Annotated in this window: 15 protein-coding genes, 5 tRNA genes, 1 rRNA gene and 1 riboswitch; of the genes, 4 read left to right on the top strand and 17 right to left on the bottom strand. The window is 36.5% G+C overall.

The genetic code is table 11. The features are described from left to right. The gene (locus tag FFM65_RS04120) at positions 1 to 675 is read left to right on the top strand and encodes a hypothetical protein (RefSeq protein WP_119317786.1); all 675 of its coding nucleotides are present in this window, start codon (positions 1 to 3) and stop codon (positions 673 to 675) included. A 71-nt stretch (positions 676 to 746) separates the two neighbouring features. Here the strand turns inward: FFM65_RS04120 and FFM65_RS04115 are convergent. Together FFM65_RS04115 and FFM65_RS04110 are read right to left on the bottom strand one after the other, a co-directional pair. Then, positions 747 to 819 (bottom strand) — tRNA-Val (locus tag FFM65_RS04115). A 4-nt stretch (positions 820 to 823) separates the two neighbouring features. Beyond that, positions 824 to 895 (bottom strand) — tRNA-Glu (locus FFM65_RS04110). Positions 896 to 1,025: 130 nt separating this feature from the next. Between FFM65_RS04110 and FFM65_RS04105 the strand changes: the two genes are divergently transcribed. Then, positions 1,026 to 1,643 (top strand): DNA-3-methyladenine glycosylase, encoded by a 618-nt coding sequence (locus FFM65_RS04105; RefSeq protein ID WP_245954230.1) that lies wholly within the window; start codon positions 1,026 to 1,028, stop codon positions 1,641 to 1,643. Here the strand turns inward: FFM65_RS04105 and FFM65_RS04100 are convergent. The 11 genes from FFM65_RS04100 to lysA form a co-directional block, all read right to left on the bottom strand. Then, positions 1,638 to 3,437, bottom strand: coding sequence for a heavy metal translocating P-type ATPase (locus FFM65_RS04100; protein WP_119317785.1), 1,800 nt, complete (start codon positions 3,435 to 3,437; stop codon positions 1,638 to 1,640). The genes FFM65_RS04105 and FFM65_RS04100 overlap by 6 nt on opposite strands. A gap of 263 nt (positions 3,438 to 3,700) precedes the next feature. Beyond that, on the bottom strand, positions 3,701 to 4,270 hold the full coding sequence (gene nrdG / locus FFM65_RS04095) for an anaerobic ribonucleoside-triphosphate reductase activating protein (RefSeq protein WP_371851274.1): 570 nt from the start codon (positions 4,268 to 4,270) through the stop codon (positions 3,701 to 3,703). After that, positions 4,212 to 6,422, bottom strand: a complete 2,211-nt coding sequence (nrdD, locus tag FFM65_RS04090; protein WP_119317783.1) for an anaerobic ribonucleoside-triphosphate reductase — start codon at positions 6,420 to 6,422, stop codon at positions 4,212 to 4,214. Before nrdD ends, nrdG begins: the two co-directional genes overlap by 59 nt. Positions 6,423 to 6,682: 260 nt before the next feature. After that, positions 6,683 to 7,990, bottom strand: a complete 1,308-nt coding sequence (locus FFM65_RS04085; protein ID WP_119317782.1) for a hypothetical protein — start codon at positions 7,988 to 7,990, stop codon at positions 6,683 to 6,685. A 99-nt stretch (positions 7,991 to 8,089) separates the two neighbouring features. Next, the gene (locus tag FFM65_RS04080; protein ID WP_119317781.1) at positions 8,090 to 9,151 is read right to left on the bottom strand and encodes an aspartate-semialdehyde dehydrogenase; all 1,062 of its coding nucleotides are present in this window, start codon (positions 9,149 to 9,151) and stop codon (positions 8,090 to 8,092) included. 24 nt (positions 9,152 to 9,175) lie between these two features. Then, positions 9,176 to 10,360, bottom strand: coding sequence for an aminotransferase class I/II-fold pyridoxal phosphate-dependent enzyme (locus FFM65_RS04075; RefSeq protein ID WP_119317780.1), 1,185 nt, complete (start codon positions 10,358 to 10,360; stop codon positions 9,176 to 9,178). 91 nt (positions 10,361 to 10,451) lie between these two features. Then, positions 10,452 to 11,225: a 4-hydroxy-tetrahydrodipicolinate reductase gene (gene dapB / locus FFM65_RS04070; protein WP_119317779.1), complete on the bottom strand. Its 774-nt coding sequence runs from the start codon at positions 11,223 to 11,225 to the stop codon at positions 10,452 to 10,454. A gap of 9 nt (positions 11,226 to 11,234) precedes the next feature. Next, positions 11,235 to 12,104 carry a 4-hydroxy-tetrahydrodipicolinate synthase gene (dapA, locus tag FFM65_RS04065; protein ID WP_119317778.1) on the bottom strand — a complete coding sequence of 290 codons (870 nt, stop codon included), beginning with the start codon at positions 12,102 to 12,104 and terminating at the stop codon, positions 11,235 to 11,237. Further along, positions 12,105 to 13,262: an N-acetyldiaminopimelate deacetylase gene (locus tag FFM65_RS04060; RefSeq protein ID WP_119317777.1), complete on the bottom strand. Its 1,158-nt coding sequence runs from the start codon at positions 13,260 to 13,262 to the stop codon at positions 12,105 to 12,107. Between the two features lie 2 nt (positions 13,263 to 13,264). Then, positions 13,265 to 13,969: a 2,3,4,5-tetrahydropyridine-2,6-dicarboxylate N-acetyltransferase gene (gene dapD / locus FFM65_RS04055; protein ID WP_119317776.1), complete on the bottom strand. Its 705-nt coding sequence runs from the start codon at positions 13,967 to 13,969 to the stop codon at positions 13,265 to 13,267. 16 nt (positions 13,970 to 13,985) lie between these two features. Further along, positions 13,986 to 15,269, bottom strand: coding sequence for a diaminopimelate decarboxylase (gene lysA, locus FFM65_RS04050; protein ID WP_119317775.1), 1,284 nt, complete (start codon positions 15,267 to 15,269; stop codon positions 13,986 to 13,988). Positions 15,270 to 15,346: 77 nt separating this feature from the next. Then, positions 15,347 to 15,527, bottom strand: a riboswitch (Lysine riboswitch). Positions 15,528 to 15,672: 145 nt separating this feature from the next. Between lysA and FFM65_RS04045 the strand changes: the two genes are divergently transcribed. After that, positions 15,673 to 17,031 (top strand): aspartate kinase, encoded by a 1,359-nt coding sequence (locus FFM65_RS04045; protein WP_119317774.1) that lies wholly within the window; start codon positions 15,673 to 15,675, stop codon positions 17,029 to 17,031. Between the two features lie 13 nt (positions 17,032 to 17,044). After that, entirely contained in the window at positions 17,045 to 18,010 is a 966-nt protein-coding gene (gene dapF / locus FFM65_RS04040) for a diaminopimelate epimerase (protein ID WP_119317773.1), read from the top strand. A gap of 84 nt (positions 18,011 to 18,094) precedes the next feature. On the opposite strand, the gene FFM65_RS04035 is transcribed toward dapF, so the two are convergent. From FFM65_RS04035 to rrf, 4 genes are all read right to left on the bottom strand, one after another. After that, positions 18,095 to 18,168 (bottom strand) — tRNA-Arg (locus tag FFM65_RS04035). A gap of 143 nt (positions 18,169 to 18,311) precedes the next feature. Continuing rightward, a tRNA-Ser gene (locus FFM65_RS04030) sits at positions 18,312 to 18,402 on the bottom strand. Positions 18,403 to 18,416: 14 nt separating this feature from the next. Then, positions 18,417 to 18,489: transfer RNA gene (locus FFM65_RS04025), tRNA-Asn, on the bottom strand. A gap of 11 nt (positions 18,490 to 18,500) precedes the next feature. After that, positions 18,501 to 18,617: ribosomal RNA gene (rrf, locus tag FFM65_RS04020) — 5S ribosomal RNA — on the bottom strand. Positions 18,618 to 18,724: the final 107 nt, after the last annotated feature.

Genomic DNA, 18,724 nt, shown 5'->3' with positions numbered 1-18,724 from the left:
ATGGATAAGTTAAACTCTAAAAAATTACTTGCAACTTTTATTGAATTCATTAGTTATCACATCTTTCCATTCATCTTTATTTTTATGCATGATTTGCATAACTATTCCTTGCATGGATTTTTAATTATTATGGTAGCCATGGTAGCTTTGTATAAGGAATTCATTTTAAAATTGAATCCTAATAGATATTTTCATATTTTATATAGTGCAATTTATCTACTGTTAGCAATCTTATCATTAAGATCATTAAATATCTTCGTTATCATTTTGATTTTCGCTCAATTAGCCTTTTTATATTTAATGAGGTACTTACCGGACAACAGTCAAAACTTCACGTCATTGGTAGAAAATTTTGTTGTTCCTAGCTTCATGTCCATTGCTATTGCTTTTACTTATATGCATTTTATTTCAGTTACCTTTGTTGTTCCTTTGTTGCTAGTCAATTTAGCAACAGTCCTCATCAACTACTTTGAAGGCACTAAGTTCGATTATATCGAATTAATAGCAATCTCGGCCTTGAGCCTAGTTTTATTTCTTTTGAGTTATATTAGTCTTTGGACAGCGCTCATCATTGTTATCTTTGTAGTTTCCATGTCATTATTAAAGCTCTTCAAGAATTTCAACCAATCTAATTTAATTTATCGCGTAATTGGAAATTTAATTTTAATTATTTAAGGATTTTCTGAAAATCCTTTTTTTATTGTACAAAAAAACATCTAACCGAAGTTAGATGTTTTATCTTTGGATGGAGGATACAGGGATCGAACCTGTGACCTCCTGCTTGTAAGGCAGATGCTCTCCCAGCTGAGCTAATCCTCCAAAATGACCCGTACGAGATTTGAACTCATGTTACCGCCGTGAAAGGGCGGTGTCTTAACCACTTGACCAACGGGTCATAAATATTTATTTATGTATTGCTCTCTCAAGCACAAGAAATATAATACAATAATAAATAAGGTCTAGCAAGCTTTTTTTTTAATTTTTTTGAATTTTTTTCAAAATTAGGAGGATAATTGATTTTGAACGTGCAAAAATACTTTGAAACCGGCAATACAATGGATATTGCTCAAGATATGTTGGGACATACTTTTTCATATAAATCTGATCAGGGAAACTTTTCTGGCATCATCGTCGAGACGGAGGCCTACTTAGGACCAATCGACATGGCAGCTCATAGTTACAATGGACGCCATACTAAAGCTAACGACCCACTTTATCAAGCTGGAGGAACAATCTATATTTATTCGATCCACAGTTGGTTAGATATGGACATCAGTGTTCAAAAAGCCGGAACGCCTAATGGAATCTTGATTCGTGCGCTTCAACCATTAGAGGGTGTGGACTTAATGGAAGAAAATCGAGGCAAGACTAATTTCGAAGCTACTAATGGCCCAGCCAAATGGATGGCAGCCTTTGGTATCAAAGATAAAACTTTATCAGGAACTGTTCTAAATACTGGCAATTTTGTCTTTTCATCAAAAAAAGTCCAAACTCCTAAAAATATTCTGGCAACACCTAGAATCGGTGTTAAGAATAAGGAGCCTTGGACTTCAAAAGATATGCGTTTTATTGTTGAAGGTAATCCCTACGTATCAAAATTACCTAAGCGAGACATGAATTTAGATTCTTACGGTTGGTTATAATCGATCACTTCTAGCACGGAGTGCATAAAGGATGGCTACAGTATCAACTACTTCTTGCAACATAGCTCCGATAATAGTAGGAATTAAGCCAAATGCTGCAATCAACATTAAGGCGATACAAATAAAGATACCAATCAAAACTGCCTCACGAGCGACTTTCATCGTATCGTGAGCAATTTTCACAGCGGTACTTACCTTGCTCAAGTCATCCTGCAAAATAACTGCATCGGCTGATTCACTAGCAGCATTAGCACCTTTATAACCCATAGCAATCCCGACATCGGCTAAAGCTAGTGCTGGAGCATCGTTAACACCGTCCCCAACCATAACTGTTGGATGATACTCTTTATCTAGACCATCGATAATCTTTACTTTATCAGCTGGCAAACTAGTTGGATATGATTTTGTAATACCTACTTCTGAAGCAACCATCTCGGTTGCTTCTTTTTTATCCCCAGAAATCATTAGGATATTTTTAATACCAAAATCTTTTAATTTAGCAATTGTTGATTTCGATTCTGGACGAATTTGGTCAAGCAAACTATAAACACCTGCGTACTGATTATCAATAGAAACATAAACTCCTGAGCCTTTGACTTCATCGACAACTTCTTTTGTAACAAAACCAGCTTGACCGACTTTGACAATATGCCCTTCAACTTTACCAACAATTCCTTCTGCTGTAACTTCTTTCAAATCATCAGTTTTTTTCAAAGCCACATTATTACTTCTAGCATAGTCTACAATTGCTTCTGCCATAACGTGACTCGAATTTTGTTCAATTGAGGCCGCATATGACATAACAGTCTTTTCATCAAAGTGATTCGTCGTTCTAAATTCATCGACGACCAGTTTTCCTTTGGTGATCGTACCAGTTTTATCAAAAGCTACCGTCTTAGCTGAATTAAGTTTCTCTAAGGCTGTTCCAGATTTGATAATGATACCGTTACGGCTTGTACGACTCATTCCTGAGACAAAGGCAATTGGTGCCGCCAAAATCAATGGACAAGGTGACGCTACCACTAATACTTGAGCGATTCTAACTGGATCTTTCGAGACATACCAAGCCACACCAGCAATGATGTAAGCAATTAAAGTAAATGGTACGGCGTAACGGTCAGCCAAACGAACAAATTTAGCTGGATGAGTTTCTGATTCCTTAACTAACTTAACAATCGCTTGATATTCTGAATCAGCCGCAATCTTTTCCGCCTTGATTTGGAAAGGATTTTCACCGTTGATAGAACCAGACATAACGTGGCTACCGTTCGAGACATTCACTGGAACTGATTCACCTGTCAATGAAGATTCATCAATTTCCGACTGTCCATCAATAACTAATCCGTCAACTGGGACTTGTTCTTTAGGACGAACCAAAATCTTGTCGCCTACTTTGACATCATCAATATCAACATCAGTAACATTACCATCCTTTAAAAGATGGGCCTTCGATGGTGTATTGTCCAAAAGTGATTTCAGTTCACTCTTAGCCTTATTGGCAGCATATTCTTCTAAGGTATCGCCACCTGTCAGCATCAACAATACGATCCAGCCAGCCCAGTATTGTCCCAAAACAATTGTGGCAACAATAGCTGTAATGGCTAATAAATCAATTCCAAAATTACCAGATTTTAAGACCTTGATCATATCAATAAACATAATCAAAGCTAATAATAAACCTAAGATACTGATAATTAATTGAGCATAGTTTGGCAAATGGAAAACAAACTCTAACACTGCCGCAATGAAACCAATAGTCAAAGTTCCATATAATTTAATCTTATCTGAGTTCATAAAAAACACATCCCTCTGATTATTATCCTTACCCAGATTATAACTGCTTTAAAAACATTTTTAAAGTCTTTTTTGGAATGATTCTCATTTAATTATCATTTTTAATAAAAAGTTGTAATAAGCTACATAAGTAGATTTCATGCCATAAAATTAATCTGGAAAGAAACTAATTTAGCTTAAATTATGTCGTATTTAGGTCAAAAAAGGCAAAGAAAATGGCATCTATTTGCTTTAAAATAGATGCCATTTATCAATTGATAATTCTATTTAATTAATTTATCCCAAATTACAACGCTACCACTAGCCAAAGACTTGGGTACATCAATGATTCTTTGATTAGATGAACCTCTGAATTGTAACGATAGATCCTTTTTCCTGAGTAAAAATCGTCCATCAACTAAGATATCGATCAACGATAATAATTCTAATTTATCGGAGGACTCTTGCATCATCTCATCCCAAGAATAACCTGTCCAAGACCAAATATCTTTGTCATGTCCGAATTCTTTTCTAATTCGTTTGCATAACGATAAGCATACTTCAGTATTCAAAAAGGGTTCCCCACCTAACAACGTTAGTCCCTGCACGTAACTTTGACTCAAATCCTTAATAATTTGGTCTTCTAATTCTTTAGTATATGGCTTACCATAACGAAAATCTTGAGCAGCAACGTTATAACACCCAGGACAGCGAAAAAGGCAACCTGATACATAAAGACTGCATCTAACCCCTTCTCCATCGACGAAATTAAAAGGTTTATAATCAGCAATCCTTTTAAGACTGTGGTCCGCGCTCAACCATTCTTTGGGAGTCGGATTGTTTGGTTCTCTCATATTTGGCCGCATTTTTTATCATCTCCGAAGTCATATTCTTTTTCCGTGAAGCTATTTCTACATGTCTTCCATGAATCATTGGTCTTTGTTGAGGATTACCCAAGTAGCCACAAGTTCTTTTTACAACATCACAAAACTCCGGATCATTATTGCCACAGTCTGGGCAAGCAAATCCTCTTGGTGTAGCTTTAAATTCACCTCGAAAACCACATTTAAAACATTGATCAATTGAAGTATTAGTTCCTAAATAACCTACGTGATCATAAGCCCAATCCCAAACAGCTTCTAAGGCTTTCGGATTCTGACGGAGATTAGGATACTCACAATAATGAATAAAACCACCTGATGCATATTTAGGAAAGACTTCTTCAAAGGTCAATTTCTCAAAGGGATTTGGATGCTTTCTGACGTCAAAGTGAAAGCTATTCGTATAGTATTCTTTGGCTGTAATATCAGGAATGGAGCCAAATTTCTCTAAATCATCCCGACAAAAAGTATCAGTTAACGACTCTGCTGGCGTCGAATACAGACTATAGTGATAACCGCTCTCTTTTGCCCATTTGCTACATTTTTCATTCAAAGCTTTCGTGATACTCTCAGCAAAATCATGTGCCTGAGGATTTTGTTCCCAGTCGTTGCCAAAGAAACATGTGCAAACTTCATATAGACCGATATAGCCTAACGAGACCGTAGCCCGACCATTCTTGAATAATTCATCAACAGAATCTTCTTTCTTAAGACGCTTGCCGAAAGCACCATACATGTATAATAACGGTGCATTCTCAGGTTTAGCCTCTTTAGTCCGTTTGATTCGATATTCTAAAGCAGTGTGACAAATTTGCATTTTTTCTTCAAATATTTCCCAAAACAGCTCAATATCACCTTTTGATTCCAAAGCAATTCGAGGCAAATTAACCGTTACAACGCCTAAATTCATCCGACCCGAATTAACCTCTCGACCATTTTCATCTTGCCATCCTTGTAAAAATGACCGACATCCCATCGGAGTTTTAAAACTACCAGTAATTTCAACAATCTTGTCATACATCAAAAGGTCTGGATACATTCGCTTGGTCGAACATTCCAAAGCCAATTGTTTTATATCGTAATTAGGGTCTTCCGGATTTAAATTCAGACCACGTTTAACCGTAAAAGTTAATTTAGGAAAAATAGCTGTTCGATGTTCCTTTCCTAAGCCTTTAATACGAATTTCTAAAATAGATTTTTGAATACTACGTTCGATCCAACTCGTCCCTAAACCGAAATTTATCGTCGTAAACGGCGTTTGTCCCTGTGAGGAATAAAGAGTATTGATTTCGTATTCAAGTGCTTGCATGGCATCATAAATGTCTTTTTTCGTCTTTTCTCTGGCAAACTCAACTTGCTTATCCTTGGTAATCCATTTTTGAGCATCCTTAAGATGTTTTTGATAATTTAATTTTGCATAAGGTGCTAACAATTGATCGATTCGATTAGCTGAACAGCCACCATATTGTAACGATGCCACGTTAGCGATAATCTGAGACATTTGAGCTGTAGCCGTCTGAATAGACTTTGGTGAAGATACCCAAGCATTACCAATTTTGAAGCCATTAGTCAGCATCTCATCAAAATCGATCAAACAACAATTAGTCTCCGGCGTAACTGGAGAATAATCTAAATCATGCCAATGAATATCACCTCGTAAATGAGACTTAGCTACAATATCTGGTAGCATTTTTAATCCTAAGGCTTTACTTGCTACGCCAGCTTCCAAGTCACGTTGAGTATTGAAGATATTGCTATCCTTGTTGGCGTTCTCGTGCACCACTTGCTCATTGCGATTAAATAATTTCTCAATATTTAATTTCACATTAGTTGCTCGAGCAAATTTTTCTTGTTCCTTTATAAAATAGTCTTGATAAGATTTTGCAGCTTGATTCAAATTTTGAGAAATCAAACTATCCGTGATAACTTGTCGCATTTGTTTGGTTGTCATCAAATCAGATTTGATAAATTTAGATACAAAATTCTCAATCAAATTATCTTGTTGATCTTGAGATAAACCCAATTTAGCTATAACAAATTCAATCTTATATGGATAAAATTTAGTTTTGAAGCCACTTCTTTTTTCAACTGGGATCTTTATCAATTGAATTAATTGCGTGGTCATTTATATCTCCCCAATCTTTAATCTATACAACCATTTTATAAAATTTTAAATAATAAAAAAGACTACTAAATACCATATGTTGGTGTTATATAACACAAGCATACAATATATAGTAGTCTTATTTTTGATTTCTAAAAAATATCATTGAAGCAATTTCACAATCAACCGTTATAACCTACAGTTTTACTCAATAATATTGAATTTCATTATGTTCAAATATTTTTAACAAAATAGATTTTATAACGTTGTAATGATTTAAATCATTCTTTTTCACGAGCAAAATAAAATGTGACTGCTGCATAAATAAAGACGATTGCAGTAATAAATAAATGTACTCCATAAAGCGTTGAATTAGTTGGACCATTGGAAATATTGTTAAAGAATCCCAAGGCGTTAATATCTGTAAAGTAACTGATGAAGTAAATCGTTGTCATATAGATCAACTGTTGCGATACATTTCCGACACAGGACAGTTGATACTTAATCAAGAAAGCACGCTCAGAATCTAAATCGGGATCGGTATAAAGCGCATCATTTAAAATACGATTATCAGTTCCTACGAATACCGCTAACAAGAACAAGCCAACAAAGTACGTATAGTTAAACAATGCCAAAACTAAACCTATTAACAATAAAGGATAGCGCCAATTTTGATGTTTTTTCAACAGAGTTGGTCCTAACTCAAAACCAACTAGATAGAGCGTATAAACTAGCATCAAAGTATTGAATTTGAAACGGATCGTACTATCGAAGATGGCATACAACATAACGTAGTTCATAACCACACCACGATTGATTGCCACTAAACTAACCGGAAACATCTTTTTATGAACTCCTAGTTGATAGTACGCAAGGATCAAGAACAAGACGATGGCAGCGATACTGATCACTAAGTCGATCGTATTGGAAACTTCCTTTAAACGTGTATAGCGAATGATGAATAACAACATGACCAAACTCGCTAACACAATCAAATTAAAAAAGGAATTGATCCGAAATTTAGGCTTTTTCTCCAAACCTTGATAGAAGGTCAAACGATGCGTTACGTTCATACCCCCAACCATCGCAGCAAAGAATAAGAAAGCTAACAAAATAAATGATAAACTCAATAATTTAGTCTTTGTGGCAATCAATTCAACAATTAATAATAAGATAATTGTCAAAACCATCGACAAAGTATGCATACGATTGAACTTAAATTCCTTGTCCATCTTACCTCGAGACCGAACCGTCAAATAATATGGCCAAATCCAACTAGAAGCCAATCCTAAGAATACCCCACCAATAATACCAAAGACCGGGTTGCTAGCCCCTAACATACAGAGTGAACCAATCACCCCAAACAAATTCGACATTGAAAGCATCGTCGAAGCTGGCAAAGTAATAAAAGTTGTCAAAAGCATCCCCAAAGCTCTGAAAGTATAGAGCATCAAAAATGGCAACGCAAAGACAAAAATATTCTTATTTTGGTTATATAACGTCAAACAGAAAAAATACGGAATCGCAACTCCAGCGTTAGCCAACAGGTCTAAAACGCCCTCATTAAATACATTTATTATTCGCTTCATTTTTTTCTCACCTGAAATTAAATGTCTCTTAACATTTTAACAGAAATAACAAAAAAAATATGGAACGCAGGCTTATTTCTGCATCCCATATTGATTTATTTATTTTACACGAACTAAATCATCAGCAACTAGTCTTTCAGCAATTTGAACTGTATTCCAAGCTGCACCCTTCAATAAGTTGTCAGAAACGACCCACATGTTGAAAGCTCCATCGTTTTCCAAATCCGGACGGATACGACCAACAAAAGTGTCACGACTATTCACTGCATTGATAGGTTGTGGATAAACTTGATGCTTAGGATCATCTTGCAAGACAGCTCCTGGAGCATCTTTGATTAATTGTTGAATTTGTTCAGTTGTAGCTGACTTATCTTCAACTTCAATATAAATTGATTCACCGTGGCTAATTGGCACTGGTACTCTGACACAAGTTGCAGTGACTTTGATCTTAGGTGAATTCATATCGCCTAGCATGATCTTCTTAGTTTCATGGATCATCTTCCATTCTTCGTGAGAATAAAGATTATCTTCCAAAACATCGATCTGTGGTAAGAGGTTGAAAGCTAAAGGATAATGCTCCTTATCGCCCTTCGTTGGAAAAATATCGGCTTTCATGTCTTTACCATCAAGATAATCTTGAGCTTCAGCGTACAATTCGTTCAAAGCACTTTGACCAGCACCACTGGCAGCTTGGTAAGTTGAAACAATAATTTGCTTCAAGCCAAAAGCTTTTCTGATGGGTTCTAGAGCAACCATCATTTGGATAGTTGAACAGTTAGGATTGGCGATAATACCGTGGTGATTATAAAGTGCAGCTTCGTTCACTTCAGGAACGACCAATGGAACATCTTCTTCCATTCTAAAAGCACTAGTATTATCAACACAAACAGCGCCGCGTTTGACAGCTTCTGGTAAAAACTTCTTAGAAACTGCTCCACCAGCTGATGCCAAAACTAAATCGACACCATCAAATGATTCGGGTTTGGCTTCTTCAACGGTCACATCTTGGCCCTTAAATTGTAAAACCTTTCCTGCTGAACGACTTGATGCTAATAACTTTACTTTTGAAACAGGAATAGTTGATTGTTCTAATTGTTGAATTAAACGTGTTCCAACGGCACCTGTGGCACCCAAAATTGCTACTGTATATTCATCACTCATAAATCTTCATCCCTTAAATATTATTTATAAACTCTCTGTAAACTTTCTCAAGCGCTTCATAGCTTCTTGAATATCTTCCATTGAAGCAGCGTAAGAAATTCTGAAATGACCTTCGCCGCCTTTACCAAAAGCAACACCTGGTGTTACACCAACGAGACCTTCAGTAGCCAATTTATCGGCAAATTCGATTGAACTCAAACCGAATTTTTCAGGAATCTTAGAGAACGTGTAGAAAGCACCTTCTGGCAAGATTGTTTCGTAACCCATGTCATTTAGTTGATCAACTAAGTAATCACGACGTTCTTGATAAATTTTCTTCATTGCGATTGGATCATCGATACCATTCTTCAAAGCTTCTTCGGCAGCAAATTGAGCTGGATTAGAAGGAGCTGTAACTGTGAAGGCGTGCATCTTATTGGCTTGTTCAACGAAATCTTTTGGTCCAGCAATATAACCGATACGGTAACCAGTCATAGCGTGTGACTTAGATAATCCATTGATCAAAATTGTTTTGCCGGGCAAAAGTTTTGCCATTGAGAAATGCTTGTGACTGTAAGTCAATTCAGCATAAATTTCATCAGAAACAACGTACATGTTCTTGTCTTTGACAACGTCGACAAGTTCTTGCAATTGATCCTTTGAGTAAACAAAACCGGTTGGATTACCAGGGAAGTTTAGCATCAAAGCTTTAACCTTATCTTCGCCTTCTTCTTCGATAACCTTAGCCAAGTGTTTTCCAGTCAATTGGAAACCATCAGCAGTCGTATCAACCTGAACTGGGATTCCACCAAGAATTTTAACGATTGGAATGTATAGAGCAAAAGTTGGTGTAGGAATAATTACCTTGTCTCCAGGATTGATGATAGCAGCAAAAGTATCAAAGATTGCTTCTGTAGCACCAATAGTTACGACAACTTCTGATTCAGGATCGTATTGAAGATCGAATTGCTTATCCAAGTAACCTGAGATAGCTTCTCTAAGGCTCAAGAAACCTTTTTGGTCTGAATAGTGAGACTTGTTTTCCTTGATACTTTCAATGGCAGCGTCTTTAACGTGTTCAGGTACATTAAAGTTTGGTTCGCCAAGTGTCAATTTAACTAGACCAGGAATCTTTGCAAATTTTTCAGCAAATTCTCTGATCATTGATCTACCCATAGGGGCAATCGTTTCGTTTACTACATTTTTTACTGATGAATCTAATTCTGGCATTCTTCAACACTCCTTAAAAATTAAATGTAGTTTAATTCTAATACAAAACTGCTTAAATTATTAGAGTTTTTGTAATTTTTTGAAATAATTTCTAAATAATTTGTTCGAGACCGATTACTAAATGATCCAATTTAACTACTTCATCGATAGCCAACTTAACGCCGGTCATAAATGATTGACGGTCAGTCGTACTTTGAGAAATTGTCAAAGTTTCACCAACCCCACCAAAGATAACTTCTTCATCAGCAACAAAGCCTGGCAAACGTAAAGCATGAATCTTAGTTCCATGATAATCGCCACCACGTGTCTGTAACGGATCATCAGAGCTATGCTGAACTTGATCATGACCTCTAGCTTGATAGATTAATCTAGCAGTATTTAAAGCGGTTCCTGAAGGTGCATCGATTTTGTCTTCGTGATGCTTTTCGACAATTTCTGACTCTTCAAAATACTTAGCTGCTACTTGAGCAAATTTCATCATTAAGACAGCTGACAAACCAAAATTAGAAGCAATAATACCACCCAAACCTTTTTGATCAGCCAATTTCTTTAATTCAGCAGTTTGCTCTTCACTCATTCCACTAGTACCAATTACCGGACGAATGTCATGTTCAATTGCAAATTTAGTGTTTTCGAAGACAGCACTAGGAATTGAAAAATCGATCCAAATATCTGCATCTGTTTTAATATCAGTCAATTTATTAAAAATTTTCACATCTTTGTCAAGATCATAAGTTTCAGGATTTAAATCCGTCACGATAGGATTAAAACCAGCTACTAATTGTAAATTTTCTGCATCATTGACCATTTTGACGGCTTTTTGACCCATCGAGCCAGAAAAGCCAGAAATAATAACTTTTATCATAAAAAACTCCTAAAGATCTAAAATTTTAAATAACTTAGTTTGTTCTGTTTCATTCAAAGGCAAAATTGGCAAACGACAACCACCAACTTGATAACCAACATGATTCAAGGCCGCCTTAACTGGTGAAGGTGAAGGATACATGAACAAAGCAGCCATCTTTGGCGTCAATTGACGTTGAATTCTACCAGCAATTTGATAGTTGCCTTCATCCAAAGCTTGGTACATCTCGCTCATTTCTGTTCCATAAAGATGAGAAGCAACGGAAACTACTCCATTAGCCCCAATAACTTTAGCAAAGAGTGCTTGAGCATCCTCACCACTGTAAATATTAAAATCCTTTGGAGCATGTTCAACGATATATTCCAAATCTTCCATCGTATTGCATTGCTTTACACCTTGAATATTAGGGTTCTTGGCTAATTCAACGACAGTTTCTTTTTCCATCAAAACGCCGGTTCGACCAGGAATGTTATAAATCATAATTGGCAAGGGCGAATTCTTGGCAATCGTTTCAAAATGAGCTTTCATCCCACGTTGATTGGGTTTGTTATAGTAAGGCACTACGACCAAAGCCATATCGATTCCCTTGATCTGACTGATTTTCTTAATGAAATCAATCGTCTGAGCGGTATTATTACTACCTGCACCAGCAATGATAGGAACTCGACCGTCGACAATTTCAACAAACTTTTGATAAAGCTCCAACTTTTCAGCTTCAGTCAAAGTTGGTGTTTCACCGGTCGTGCCACCAATGACAAAGCCTTTACTGCCTGTAGCCAGTAGATGTTCAGTCAATTTTTTCAAGGCTGGAAAATCAATCTTTTCATTATCATTAAACGGCGTAATTATCGCTGTCATTAAATCAACATTTTCAAACATCTAATCTTCCTCCAAATCCATGCGGTAATTTAAGAAACCGACCATCGCATCAATTCCTTTTTTGATTGCAGCTTCATGTGGCAAGAAGTCTGCTGAATGAAGTGCACCTTTACTATCAACGCCAAGCCAAAACATTGTTCCGGGAATCTTGTTGATCAAGTAACCAAAATCTTCACCAGTCATTTTAGGCTCAGTTTCTTCAAAATCAATTTGAGAATTGTTCTTCATATAATTAATAAAACGTTTCGTCAAAGCAGGATTATTTTCAACTGGGTAATACCCGCCTTGATTGTATTCCACTAAAATTTCACAATTAAACGACTTCTCTAACCCTTCGGCAATTTCTCTAATACGTTGGCGGATAAATTCAATCATATCTTGAGTTAGACCTCTAATTGTACCCTCCAAACGGGCTGAACCGGCAATAACGTTACGAATCACACCGGCTTCCATCTTGCCAAAGGTAATCACACCACATTTTACTGGATCGATGCTACGAGAAATCACTGTTTGCACTTGTTGAATAAAGTTGGCTGCAATCACAACAGCATCATTTGCCAAATGCGGATAAGCAGCATGACCACTCTTACCTTTGATAGTGACATTTACTTCCGTCGTTCCAGCAAATAAAGTACCATTGTGACAACCAATCACACCGGTTTTTAATTGAGCATTGTCATGAAGACCATAAAATTCATCAACATGAAAATCTCCAGTAAATGCTCCTAAATCGTAAGCAACCTTGCCACCACTATCGGCTTCTTCAGCTGGTTGGAAAAATAAAACTAAATTATCAAGTGGTTGATGCTCACTGAAATAACTTAAAATCCCTAAGCCAACCGTCATATGAATATCATGACCACAAGCATGCATCACGCCAGGATTTTTTGAAGCATAGTCCAAGCCGTTTTCTTCAGTTACTGGTAAAGCATCCATATCGCAACGATAACCAAGATTACGCTTAGGATTTGATCCTTTGACTAACACCAACAGAGCAGTTGGTAGTTCTGGTAGCTCTTTAATTTCCAAATTAGTCTGGTCAAATTGCTTTATCATTTCGAGAAGATAGGCATGTGTCTTTACTTCCTGCATCGATAATTCAGGAATGGTATGCAAATGTCTTCTTATCTTAATTAATTGCTCCTCTGTTAAAGCCATAATTATAACTTCCTTAAAGTACTCTCAATTTTAGTTTTATCAGTTGTCTTTTGATCTTTAACTTTGAGGACTCTAGCGGGAACTCCAGCCACAACTTCATTTTCAGCAACATCCTTAGTTACGATAGCACCAGCACCGACGACTGCATTGTCACCAACTTGAACGCCTTCTAGGACGACTGCATTAGCACCAACAATAACGTTATCGCCAATTCTTACTGGTTGAGCAGAAGCAGGTTCAACGACACCGGCCAAAACAGCATTAGCTCCGATATGAGAATTCTTACCAACAATGGCACGGCCACCGAGAACGGCTCCCATATCGATCATGCTCTTGTCGCCAATTTCTGCACCGATATTGATAACTGCACCCATCATAATTACAGCGTTTTCGCCAATTGAAACTTGATCACGAATGATTGCACCTGGTTCAATTCGAGCATTGATGTGTTTGATATCTAGCATTGGTACAGCTGAATTTTGAGCTGCTGTTTCAACATAAACATCGTTCAAATCATTATCTTTTAAAATTGGTTCAATTATTTTGTAATCACCGATTAAAATTGCTAAATCATTACTCTTAAAAACTTTGATATCTGAAGGAAAATTCACATTTGAAACATCCCCTTGAACATATACTTTAACAGGGGTAATTTTCTTAGAGTTTCCTATATAATTAATAATTTCTTCTGCACTCATTTTTTTCATAAATCTTTCCTCCAAATTAATAATCCAAATCTAAACTAGTTAAATCTTGATAAGTTTCTCGTTTAACAACTAGTTTGTCTTGACCATCTTCAACAAAGACTACCGCCGGTCTAGGATTGCGATTGTAATTCATGGCCATCGAATATCCATAAGCACCAGTATCTAACATCGCTAAGATATCACCTGGTTTTGTTTTAGGCAATTGTTGCTGATCAATTAAGATATCGCCTGATTCACAATACTTTCCAGCCACGTGGACGGTTTGCTCATTTGGTTGATCCATCTTATTAGCAATAACGGCTTCATATTTAGCTTGATACAAAGCAGGTCGGATATTATCGCCCATACCACCATCAACTGACAAATAAGAAGTTAAATTAGGAATGTCTTTTCTTGAACCAACGGTATAAAGCGTATAGCCTGCAGGACCAACGATAGAACGACCAGGTTCGATCCAAATTTCTGGAACATCATTATTTGTTTTTTTCAATTCATTAGCAATTTGACCAATGAATTCATCTGCAGTGATTGGATCATCATCTTCGTTATAGCTAATTCCAAAGCCACCACCAAGATTGATAACTTCAGGCCAATAATTAAATTCAGCTTGGAATTTCTTGGCAATTTCCATCATCTTCTTAGCCAATATAACGAAACCCTTTGTACCAAAGATTTGAGAACCGATATGAGCATGAATACCAAGAAGTTCCATATTCGTATCAGCCAAAACTAATTTCATAGCCTTGTCTGCTTGACCAGATTCAACATCGAAACCGAATTTACTATCAGTTTGACCAGTTTGATCATATTTATGTGTATGTGCGGAAATTCCTGGAGTCAAACGTAACATTACTTTAATCGTAGCTTTTTCTTGTTTTAAGATTTGTGATAGCAAGTCGATTTCGTGGAAGTTGTCTAACATGATTACCCCGACGTGTTCTTTGACTGCCATCAACAATTCATCATAAGATTTATTGTTGCCATGGAAACTGATTTTTTCACTTGGAAAACCAGCACTCAAAGCAGTATATAACTCGCCACCAGAAACAACATCGATATGAACATCTTCTTGTTTCATTACTTGATAGATAGCTTTAACAGCGAAGGCTTTACTGGCATAACTAATTTGATATTTTAAATTATTCTTTTCAAATGCGGATTTAAATTTTTTTATTTGGCTACGGACTTGAGAAATATCAAAAACATAAAGTGGAGTTCCATATTTTTTTGCTAAATCAACACTATCGACGCCACCAATCATCAAATGGCCATTTTCACTCTTTAAATCATCTATTATCATAATCACTGCTCCTTTTACCAAATAAAAAAGATCTCCTTGCTTAATAACAAAGAGATCCATAAATAATCTGCATCAATTTTGTCATAAGCTCAACGTGACCGACTTTTGATCACGACAGTTCGTATCATCTTGTAATACGCCCCAGCTCGCTAAATCCTGTAAAATTTAGTGCTTCGGCAACTTCCCCTTTCAATAAGTTCAAAGCTCTTACAGAAGCTCCCTCATTTACTCATGTCGATTGCGACCTCTTTTGTTGGTATTAAGATTATAACAACACTCATAATACGTCAAGTGATATTAAAAATATTCTCATATTTCTAATAAATAACATTTTTTTCTTGTCATAACAGGGAAAAATGATACACTCATCATTAAAAACTATTTAATTTTAGAGGTGTAAGTTATGAAGGTCGTTAAGTTTGGGGGCAGTTCCCTCGCAACCGGAGAACAATTTGAAAAGGTCATTAATATTATTAAAGATGACTCAGAACGAAAGGTGATCGTAACCTCAGCTCCCGGAAAACGATACCACGGCGATACGAAAGTTACTGATTTATTGATCGAGTATGCTAATGAAGTTATTGAAAATGAAGATCATACTAATATTATCAAGGAGATTATCTCAAGATATCACGAAATAAGCGACTATTTTAAACTTGATGATTCCGTCATAAAACTTCTAAAAGATAAATTAGTCAATTTAGCAAAAACAGATTTTTCAGATAATGAACATTTAATGGCAGCGTTTAAAGCTCACGGAGAATTTCTCAACGCTATTTTATTGAATGAAGTTCTGAATTCTCAAGGTATCAAATCAATTTTTGTTGATCCTAAAAAAGCTGGTATTATCGTTCACGGAAAGCCAAATGATGCTGATATTTCACCAGATACATACCGTAATTTAGAAAATTATAAACTACCAGAAGATAGTCGTTTAGTTTTCCCAGGATTTTTTGGCTACAGTCAAGATGGTAGTATTTTCACCTTCTCTCGTGGTGGTTCAGATATTACCGGAGCAATGTTGAGTCGTGGATTGCATGCAGACTTATACGAAAACTTTACTGATGTTGATGCCATTTATGTTGCTAACAATCACGTTGTCAAGCATCCACAGGCAATCAAGAAGATGTCTTATCGGGAAATGCGAGAACTATCTTATGCCGGATTTTCAGTTTTCCAAGATGAAGCCATCATTCCAGCAGTCAAAGGACAAGTTCCGGTCAATGTTAAAAATACCAATAATCCTAGCGCTGAAGGAACTCTGATTGTTCCTGAACAATTTCTTTTCAACCCTGCAAACGAAATCACCGGGATTGCTTGTTCTAAGCGCTTTTCGGCCCTTTATATCCATCGCTACTTGTTGAATAAAGAGGTCGGCTTTACTTTGAAACTCTTGCAACTCTTTTATAAATACAATATCTCTTACGAACACATGCCTTCTGGTATTGATGATTTAACAGTTATCTTCGATCGTACTAAATTAGATAAAACTACTATCAGCAACCTTTGTCACGATGTCAAAGAAGTCTTGCAACCCGATTACTTAGAATGGATCGACGATTACGCTATCATCATGGTCGTCGGTGAAAGCATCGCTCACAACGTCAATACGATTGGCAAAATTATTGATTCATTAACTAACAACAACATCGCAATCCACATGATCAACCAAGGTGCATCACGAATTTCTATCATGCTAGGTGTGCAGGAATCGGATGCGGACGAAGCTGTTAGACAAATTTACAAGAAATTCTTCAATTAATGAGGTGGAAAAATTGGTAAAATTACTCAAAGTTCATGGTTCAGAAAATAAGTTTTTCATCCTTGATCAAACTTTATTAGATACTCCCTTAACTGATGTTGAATTAAAAGCTTTAGCTATTAATTTATGCAAAAATACACTTGGTGGTGCAGACGGACTCTTAGTCGTCGATACTAGCGAAAACTGTCTTGGAAAAATGCATGTCATCAACGCTGATGGTAGTGAGGCCAAAATGTGTGGCAATGGTTTACGAACAGTTAGCCGTTATCTATCTGAAAAATACCATCTAAATGAATTCAAAGTTGAGACACTCGAAGCTTCCTTAACAGTTTCTAAAGCCGAAAATTTTTACACAGGTGTACCAGCTTTTAGCGTCGAAATTGCTCCTATATCTTTTAACAACACGGACTTACCTTTCAGTTATCAAAAAATGTCTGAAATGATAGATCAAAATATTCCAGAATTTTTACCTAATCAAAAATTTTCTGCCGTAGCTGTTCCTAACCCTCATCTAATCAGCTTCGTATCAGAGGTCAATGAAGATGATCTAGGAACCTTAGGCAAAACTTTGAATGCAGCTAATCCCTATTTTCCTGAAGGCGTTAACGTCAGTTTTGCTAAAATATTAGATACTAATAAATTGTTTGTTCAGACTTATGAACGTGGAGTTGGCTTTACGAACGCTTGTGGAACTGGCATGTCAGCTACTAGTTTAATTTTTGCCTTACTTCACTCTAATGAATTTGATCCAACACAAGATATTTCAGTTTATAACCCCGGTGGTATGGTTAAAACTCATGTAAATCTAAATTCCGTTAAAGAACTCAGTGAGTTACATTTAATCGGCAACGCAACTTTCACCCATGAAATCCAAATCAGCGAACTGAATTTACACAATAACAACTTGAGTAATTTAACTGTCACTGAAACTGGCGAACAAAAAAGCTATCAAGCCTTTGTTGATAGTATCTCTAATTAATTAATAAGGAACATCTTCAATCGAGATGTTCTTTTTTTGTATAAAAAAAAGACTTATGAGAATAATCTCATAAGTCTTAAGTAGTGCGCCCAGTAGGAGTCGAACCTACAACCTTCTGATTCGTAGTCAGACACTCTATCCAATTGCGCTATGGGCGCATATCACCAACTCAACGATACTAATTATATCATATACATTATAATAGTGTATACATTTTATAAAAAAATATCGATAAGTTTGTAAGCCCTGGAGTAAACCGATAAAAAATGTCTCTGCAACAACTGCAAAGACACTAAGCTTACGGAGAGTAGGGGATTTGAACCCCTGATACAGGTCAATACCCGTATACATGATTTCCAATCATGCTCCTTCAGCCACTCGGACAACTCTCCAGGGTAAAAAAAAACTCCGGATGTCAGACTCGAACTGACGACACCCTGATTAACAGTCAGATGCTCTACCAACTGAGCTAATCCGGAATAATAAAACAGCGTGGCAGCTCCCTATCCTCGCGGGTAGTTTCCCACCAACTACTTTCGGCGCGGAGAAGCTTAACTTCTGTGTTCGGCATGGGAACAGGTGTATCCTTCTCACTATCGCCACCACACTATTTTGCCTCGTACCTTCAAAACTAGATATTAAGTTAATGATCATAACACTTCGAACTGCTGTAAACTCTTACTCGATTAAGTCCTCGATCTATTAGTACTGCTC

The sequence above is a fragment of the Companilactobacillus formosensis genome (genome assembly GCF_005405305.1).
GTDB lineage: Bacteria > Bacillota > Bacilli > Lactobacillales > Lactobacillaceae > Companilactobacillus > Companilactobacillus formosensis.
This window is presented reverse-complemented; position numbering and strand designations above follow the sequence as displayed.

Coding starts and splice junctions, on each gene's coding strand:
- FFM65_RS04045 (WP_119317774.1), top strand. CDS start 15,673: ATGAAGGTCGTTAAGTTTGGGGGCAGTTCCCTCGCAACCGGAGAACAA.
- dapD (WP_119317776.1), bottom strand. CDS start 13,969: ATGAAAAAAATGAGTGCAGAAGAAATTATTAATTATATAGGAAACTCT.
- FFM65_RS04075 (WP_119317780.1), bottom strand. CDS start 10,360: ATGCCAGAATTAGATTCATCAGTAAAAAATGTAGTAAACGAAACGATT.
- FFM65_RS04085 (WP_119317782.1), bottom strand. CDS start 7,990: ATGAAGCGAATAATAAATGTATTTAATGAGGGCGTTTTAGACCTGTTG.
- FFM65_RS04060 (WP_119317777.1), bottom strand. CDS start 13,262: ATGGCTTTAACAGAGGAGCAATTAATTAAGATAAGAAGACATTTGCAT.
- lysA (WP_119317775.1), bottom strand. CDS start 15,269: ATGATAATAGATGATTTAAAGAGTGAAAATGGCCATTTGATGATTGGT.
- dapB (WP_119317779.1), bottom strand. CDS start 11,225: ATGATAAAAGTTATTATTTCTGGCTTTTCTGGCTCGATGGGTCAAAAA.
- FFM65_RS04080 (WP_119317781.1), bottom strand. CDS start 9,151: ATGAGTGATGAATATACAGTAGCAATTTTGGGTGCCACAGGTGCCGTT.
- FFM65_RS04100 (WP_119317785.1), bottom strand. CDS start 3,437: ATGAACTCAGATAAGATTAAATTATATGGAACTTTGACTATTGGTTTC.
- FFM65_RS04120 (WP_119317786.1), top strand. CDS start 1: ATGGATAAGTTAAACTCTAAAAAATTACTTGCAACTTTTATTGAATTC.
- dapA (WP_119317778.1), bottom strand. CDS start 12,104: ATGTTTGAAAATGTTGATTTAATGACAGCGATAATTACGCCGTTTAAT.
- nrdD (WP_119317783.1), bottom strand. CDS start 6,422: ATGACCACGCAATTAATTCAATTGATAAAGATCCCAGTTGAAAAAAGA.
- nrdG (WP_371851274.1), bottom strand. CDS start 4,270: ATGAGAGAACCAAACAATCCGACTCCCAAAGAATGGTTGAGCGCGGAC.